Annotated in this window: 1 protein-coding gene; it reads left to right on the top strand. The window is 64.6% G+C overall.

Translation table 11 applies throughout. The annotated features are described in order from the left end of the window. Positions 1-18 precede the first annotated feature (18 nt). Positions 19-1,722, top strand: a 1,704-nt coding sequence (locus Q8K99_04355; GenBank protein MDP2181785.1) for a hypothetical protein, incomplete at its 3' end; no start/stop codon positions are given.

Raw genomic sequence — 1,722 nt, 5'->3', positions numbered from 1 at the left:
ACCCCATGAGGATGGAAGATGTCGCCTAACCTGAGCTTCCGGGAGTTCATCGAGCGCGTCGAGAGCCGAGTTGACGGCTACTCGATCGAGACCCTGCGGGAGATAGTGCTCGACTGGGCCAAGCACACGCCTCCCAAGAAGCGTCATGACTTCTTGGACAAGCTCGTCCCTCCCGCGTCATCACCACATCCGGTGTCCGCCACGGACTTGCTGGATGAGATCGATGCCCTCGCCACGCGAGTGCGCAACGGTGACTACTGCACCGGCTGGGGATGGGACGACGCGATCCAAGAGGAGAGGGACTGGGGCGACGAGAGCTGGACGTACGAGATGGACGCTCTCTTCGCCGAGGCGCGTGAGGCTCTCATAAACGAGCGCCCCGAGTTGGCCGAAGAAGCGTACATGGCGTTGTTCGACATTCTCGAGATGGGCGACGAGCCCGGGCACCTGCCCGGAAGCCGCGACCCTCGCGACATACTGGACACCGACCTCGAGGAGACGCGCCTGCTCTACCTGCAGGCTGCCTATCGGTCGGCAGAACCCGACGCGCGGCCTTTCGCGCTGTTGCAGGCCATCGACAGATTCGGCTATTCGGTCGGAGCCGACCTCGATCTGCGGCGCGTCGCTGGTGCGGCGCCCGGACCTCTTCCGGACCTCGCGGACTTCCTTCCGAACTGGATCGATCTGCTGCGAAGCAGAAACGACCGCGTCGGCCGCTATCTGCTGCGCGAGGCGGTCACCCTCTCCGGTGGGACTTCGGCCGTGGCCGCATTGGCGCGCGAAGAGGGAGACGATCACCCTGAGGCCTATGTCGACTGGATCGGATGCCTGGAAGAGGAGTCGGACTTCGAGGCGATGGCCGAGGCGGCGGCCGAGGGGCTCGCGCGAGTCCCCGAGGACTTCGTCGTGCGAGCGGATATCGCGACTGGGCTGATGCGGGCGGGCAAGCGGCTCGGCGACGTGTCGATGCAGTTGACGGGATGTCGCGAGGCATTCCGCTCAAGACCGTCGCTGTCCGATCTCCTGCGTCTTCTCTCGCTTGCCGAACTCCAGGGACGCCACGCGGATGAGAGTGCGCAAGCGATCGTGAGAGTGCGCTCGCTCTCGGAGGAACAGGAACGCTCCCCGAGGGGCTTCGTCCGCGAGGACCGCGAGACCCCACGAAGCTGGGCACCCGATGGCCTGTTACCGCAGGCGTATCTGCTCTCCGGGCGGTATGAGGACGCATTCGAGCTCTGCGACGACGACAGCCCTCTCGGTTGGAGCTACGGCGGCAATCCGAAGGGTCTGGTGATTCCGTTCTTCCTCATGCTCCTCTCCTGCGAGCCTGACTCGGCGATCCCGGTTGCCTTGGAGCGGCTCTGGGAACCGGCGATGCGGACGACGTGGCAGCGCTCTGTCGGCGAGGACGTCGCGTCGAGGTTCCGGATAGCCGCCATGGAGATCATCCGGTCCATTCAGTTGTCGGAGGACGAGGCGACGAAGTACCTGCTTTGGTGCGTCGAACAGACCGGCAAACGAGTGGACGCTATCGTCGGAAAGAAGCACCGCGGCAGCTACGGCAAGGCGGCGGACCTGCTTGTGGCGACCGCCGAAGTACTCGCGAAGAAGAAAGCGAGATCCGACGGCGACGCGCTGATCGCCACGTACCGTGAGCTATACAGCCGCTTTTCGGCATTCCAACGCGAGCTGCGCCGTGCCCTGCAAGGGTCCACGCTACTT

The organism is Actinomycetota bacterium (genome assembly GCA_030682655.1).
Classification (GTDB): Bacteria; Actinomycetota; Coriobacteriia; order Anaerosomatales; family JAUXNU01; genus JAUXNU01.
This window is presented reverse-complemented; position numbering and strand designations above follow the sequence as displayed.